This is a genomic window from Thiothrix nivea DSM 5205, from assembly GCF_000260135.1.
In the GTDB taxonomy this organism is placed as follows: Bacteria; Pseudomonadota; Gammaproteobacteria; order Thiotrichales; family Thiotrichaceae; genus Thiothrix; species Thiothrix nivea.
The window spans coordinates 4628749-4633782 of sequence record NZ_JH651384.1; the positions used below are offsets into that span (position 1 = coordinate 4628749).

The following is a 5034-nucleotide window of genomic DNA, read 5'->3' on the forward strand; positions in this document are numbered from 1 at the left end:
TTCTCCAGATGCCCAAGTAGCCACAGGAAAACCCAGCGGTCTAGCGGTTTGGCTTGCTGGTAGAAAGAACGTTTTTTTATGGCTCCAGCCGATCCGTTGCAGCCATTTATGCAGGCCACGATAAGAAATGGCCTTGCCATAATGCGCTTCAAAGCGTGGCAGCAAATCCTCGATGCGTTCAAACGGGGTTTCGCTCTCCACCCATTGCCGAAAAGCTTCAACGTCTTTCACCTTATGGCTGTGCCCAGGGCGGGGATGTGTCCGGGGTTGGAGGCTGCCGGTTTCCTCCCCTCAGGGCCAACCATTTGTCCAGGGTGCTGCGGGCTATGGAAAACGTCCCACAAACGTGGGATTTATGTTTGCTCTTGTCATAGGCAGCAACAACACGTTCACGGAGATCCTTAGAGTAGTAAGTCGGCATGATGAAGGATGGGGAAGTTGATCATCCGTCCTATTGTAGCTGACTAAAATGAAAAGACTATAACAGAACTACGATCACAAAAACTAAAGATGTACATACTGCTCAAATTACTCGACATTCACAATATCGAAAATATATTCAACTTTAAAATGGATAGAAAAACTATCATAGACCTTGCAGAAACACGAAATAAATTTTCACATACTGACTTGAATATAAATCAAGAACAAATTGAATGTGTCCAGGCTGTAGCTTCACTCACAATGAAAAAGTTTATTGATATAATACACAATCATTACAAATAAAATCTCTAACAATTATGTCGACGACGGACGCGGTGACAGCCCGCGACTTCGCCCAATTTACTCCCTGCCGCGCCCGTCACACATGACGTTGGCAGCAGATAAAGCGGTGGTTAACGGCACATTTAAAGAGAAGAGAGTGTTTTCCCGTGCGATAACGTGCAGTGGCTTGTTCATTTGCCTGAATAGGTGATTGCCCAAAGTTCACAGTGCGCTACCGCGTGACAGATTACGCCAGATTGAACGACCGAAAATAGAGCGCTTGTCCGTTGCTGATAAAAGACGGTGGTCATGTCAATTTTTCATGATTGGTAGCTGACCAAAAGTTCACAGTGCGCTATCGCGTGACAGACAACGCCAACCTGAACGACAAAGAACAGATGGTTCGTCCGTTGCTGACAAAATACGGTGGCCATGTCAATCTTTCATGATTGGCGGCTGACCAAAAGTTCACAGTGCGCTATCGCGAGAGAGACAACACCAACTTGCACAACAAAGACAGAGAGTCCGCCCGTTGCCGATAAAATTCGGTGGCCGTGTCGATCTTTCATGATTGGTGGTTGCCCGATTGTTCACAATGCGCTACAGCGAGAAAGACAACACCAACTTGAACGACCGAAAATAGGGCGCTTTCCGTTGGCGATAAAATGTGGTGGCTATGTTCATCTTTTATGATTGGTGCTTACCCAATGCTCACAGTGCGCTGATGCGTGAGCCAGTGTGCCAACTGATCCAGTTTTAATGCAGCGTGAGAGATATTTATCAATGATAGGTTGTCGGCTATTTGAGGCCAATCCAAGCGCCAACAAGAGTGTCGACGACGGACGCGGTGGCAGCCCGCGAGTCCCAACAATTTACTCCCCGCCGCGCCCGTCACACGAGACGTTAGGCTCAAAATCAAATGAATGACAACGACAACGACAAAACTGAAGACTGGCACTTAGCATTTATTTTTGGGGAGCAAGAATCAGAGGATTCTGAACCAGTTACAAAGATCAATGCGATAGAGTCCATATGTTATGAGTCTTTCAAAAATGACTACTCATTAATATCCGAATATCATAGTAGCTTACAATTAGTTAAAAGTGTACAACTTAATATTCAGGAATTTCTAGAATCAATTGTGCATTATGCGTCAGAGTTTTTAAACAGAGAGGATATGAATGAAGAGAAGTTTGATTTAATATCTCTCAACTTTTCAAGGCAGTTATTAAACATACTTAGCATGTTTCGATCATTACTTGACCATTCAGAGTTTTCAATATCCAGAGAATTTGGCAAAGACTCAGATCAACTCAAAAAATGGAAAAACATTCAGTCAAAATATTATGATGAGTATTTTGAATATAGACTATTCTATAAACTTAGAAATTACTGTCAGCATATTGGTATGCCTCCTTTAAGTATATCCTTCACAAGTAGCAGAGAAGAAGAAGGAATTAGTTTTCGTTTAGATATTAAGAGAGACGAATTACTAAAAGAAAAAACTGTTTGGAATAAACAATTAATTCATGACCTTAATTCTGCTGATGATAAAATATCTATTATTGATAGCCTAAACATCTGGAGTGAATGCTTTAGAGGAATTTCAAAAGTCTTATTAGACATAAAACGCGATGGGGCAATAGATGCTGCTAATCGAGTTGCGGGACATAGAGCAAGACTCAAACTTCCAACTGACATTGGGAGGCTATGCGCTGTTCATATTCCCCATATAACAGAAAAGCCAAAGAACTTGAATATGTCATTAAGTTGGCTTCCAGAAAATAAGGCTATTGAAATATTAAAAGGCAATCCTTTTGATAAAATATCTCAAGATGCCTAACAATTATGTCGACGACGGACGCGGTGACAGCCCGCGACTTCGCCCAATTTACTCCCAGCCGCGCCCGTCACACATGACGATAGCGCAGAACCGCTCGCGCGGTCCTGCGCTATCGCGTCGGAGTTGAGCTTCGCTCGCCCGGTTTGATAACCGCCGCGCTCCGCGCTCTGGCTATCAACCCGTTCGAGTGGACGCATTTGCGCCCGCGAGCGACTCCCCCCGGGAGTCACTTCGCAGCCACAAACGCGCCACTCAACTCCGACGCGTTGGCGTACTGCCCACCTAAAAATAGACTTCTTAGGAAAATTCAAATATGTTGATTTTTATTGGACTCGCTACCATTTTATTGGTGCTTGCTTTTAAGCAACCTCTTGGTAGTCGATTTAGATATTTAGTGGCTGTTATCGTCCGATTTGCGTGGTCTTTAACTATTGGGCTACCATTTTTCGTATTAGGGCTGGTCGCGTTTCTCTTGATCGACATCCTTTTCCCTACCTCTAGTAAAGGATACGTTATCCTCAATAAAATGTACAAGTGGGGGAGCTGCTATTGGTTTAATGGGTTGAGGTTGAATTTTGAAACAGATGACTACGATGTTACTGTTGAAAAACAGCGCAAGACAAGTAATGAATAGCTTTCTCTACCACGTTGATGCGTGTAAAAATTATGCCAGCGTCAAAGCCTGAATTTAAAAGCATTGGTGCGCCGCGCTGATGCGCGGGAAAGGTCATGCTACACCGAAAATAGTCAACAGCGGCATCCTTGGCTATACTGACCCAAGAGAAACAACTGGAGTAATACCATCATGGGTACAGTAGAGCTAATCACTGAACACACCCGCTGTTTGCCGGAGAGTGTCCAACGAGAAATACTTAATTTTGTTGAGTATCTGTTCAATAAACACAATTCACCCCTTACACGATCTGTTGTACCAACAACACGTCAGGCTGGCTTACACGCTGGTTGTGCGGTGGTGGCTGCTGATTTCGATGCGCCATTATCAGACGATTTCTGGCTGGGTACAGAATGAGGCTGCTGTTAGATACCCATACATTCTTATGGTGGGACAGCCAACCAAGCAAACTTCCAGCCAAGGTGTTGGCACTGTGTGAAGACACCCAAAATGAGATGTTTTTGAGTGTCGCCAGCATTTGGGAGATGCAGATCAAGCATCAGTTAGGCAAATTGGAGCTACATCTGCCCTTGGATAAGCTCGTCTCCGAGCAAGTACAAAAAAACGCCATTCAGATTTTACCAATACAGACAGCCCATGTGTTGGGGGTTGCGGATTTACCTGATGTCCATAAAGATCCGTTTGACCGTCTTCTGATTGCCCAAGCCAATGTTGAGAAGATGGTGTTTCTGAGCGGTGATGGGGTTTTCAAGCATTATCCTGTCCAGATTATTTGGTGATAATAATTTTGCGCCAACAAGTTGCTCGACGACGGACGCGGTGACAGTCCGCGACTCCGTTTTGATTACTCCCCGCCGCGCCCGTCAGCTATGACTATAGCGCAGAACCGCTCGCGCGGTCCTGCGCTATCGCGTCGGAGTTGAGCTTCGCTCGCCCGGTTTGATAACCGCCGCGCTCCGCGCTCTGGCTATCAACCCGTTCGAGTGGACGCATTTGCGCCCGCGAGCGACTCCCCCCGGGAGTCACTTCGCAGCCACAAACGCGCCACTCAACTCCGACGCGTTAGACCCCAAAAGGAATTGCCGTGACCGAACGAAATTTATTATTACTTGCAGCAATTACATCAATTACTTGGGGAATGACTGGCATTTTTGTTCGACTGTTGCCTTCAGTTCCATTTTTAACAATAGCAACTGGTCGACTAGTTATTGCGCTATTAGTGGTTTTACCGCCGTTATTTTTATTTTATATTAAACAACACAACTTCAAAAAATCATTAATTACTCCAAGTAGTTATGTTTTAGCGACATTTCTTATTGGTTATTATTTACTAGCGACAATTGCTTTTCAACTAGCGCCAGTAGCTGAGGTCGCCTTACTATTAAGTACTCCACCTGTATTTATACTTATTTTTCAAAAAATTCGCGGCATTGCTTCATCTCGATCTGAGATAATTGGAGCACTACTAGCAGTCTTTGGGGTAGCTATAATTCTTTCCCCTAAAGTTCATTCAATACAAAACCAATACACTTCGCATTTTCTTGGTGATATTATAGCTATTTGTGCAGCATTTCTAACAGCTATTTATGCCTACTTATATCGTTTACTAGCAGAACGTGAACAAGCTCCAGAATCAAGTGGGGTTTCTATTCTTACATTTGCAATAGGTAGTTTTATTCTAAGCTTAATGGTTATATTAATGCCATCTCCATCTGAGATAAATAGATTAGATAAAAACGATATTTTTATTGGCTCAATATGCGTTTCAGGGTCTTATCCCAACAGCAGCGAAAGCAAGGACTGTAAGGCAGCTTGCCCCCGTTTCCTGATGTTGTGAAGAGACTCGAAGAAT

Annotated in this window: 4 protein-coding genes and 2 pseudogenes; 5 read left to right on the forward strand and 1 reads right to left on the reverse strand. The window is 44.0% G+C overall.

What is annotated here, in order from left to right:
* Nucleotides 1–231 (reverse strand): annotated as a pseudogene (locus THINI_RS26915) (IS630 family transposase); the annotation flags it as partial.
* Between the two features lie 1393 nt (nt 232–1624).
* Between THINI_RS26915 and THINI_RS22915 the strand changes: the two are divergent.
* From THINI_RS22915 to THINI_RS27455, 5 genes and pseudogenes are all read left to right on the forward strand, one after another.
* On the forward strand, nt 1625–2548 hold the full coding sequence (locus tag THINI_RS22915) for a hypothetical protein (RefSeq protein ID WP_002710857.1): 924 nt from the start codon (nt 1625–1627) through the stop codon (nt 2546–2548).
* Nucleotides 2549–2861: 313 nt separating this feature from the next.
* Nucleotides 2862–3182, forward strand: a complete 321-nt coding sequence (locus tag THINI_RS22920) for a hypothetical protein (RefSeq protein ID WP_002710858.1) — start codon at nt 2862–2864, stop codon at nt 3180–3182.
* A 171-nt stretch (nt 3183–3353) separates the two neighbouring features.
* Nucleotides 3354–3578 carry a DUF2281 domain-containing protein gene (locus tag THINI_RS24700; protein ID WP_002710859.1) on the forward strand — a complete coding sequence of 75 codons (225 nt, stop codon included), beginning with the start codon at nt 3354–3356 and terminating at the stop codon, nt 3576–3578.
* A complete protein-coding gene (locus tag THINI_RS22925; RefSeq protein ID WP_002710860.1) occupies nt 3575–3961 on the forward strand; it encodes a type II toxin-antitoxin system VapC family toxin in 387 nt (128 codons plus the stop codon). The genes THINI_RS24700 and THINI_RS22925 overlap by 4 nt, the downstream gene beginning before the upstream one ends.
* A gap of 305 nt (nt 3962–4266) precedes the next feature.
* Nucleotides 4267–4665 (forward strand): annotated as a pseudogene (locus tag THINI_RS27455) (EamA family transporter); the annotation flags it as partial.
* Between the last annotated feature and the right edge of the window lie 369 nt (nt 4666–5034).

What these genes read in the sequence shown, in the direction of transcription:
- THINI_RS22915 (WP_002710857.1), top strand. Translation starts at nt 1,625, where the DNA reads ATGAATGACAACGACAACGACAAAACTGAAGACTGGCACTTAGCATTT.
- THINI_RS22920 (WP_002710858.1), top strand. Translation starts at nt 2,862, where the DNA reads ATGTTGATTTTTATTGGACTCGCTACCATTTTATTGGTGCTTGCTTTT.
- THINI_RS24700 (WP_002710859.1), top strand. Translation starts at nt 3,354, where the DNA reads ATGGGTACAGTAGAGCTAATCACTGAACACACCCGCTGTTTGCCGGAG.
- THINI_RS22925 (WP_002710860.1), top strand. Translation starts at nt 3,575, where the DNA reads ATGAGGCTGCTGTTAGATACCCATACATTCTTATGGTGGGACAGCCAA.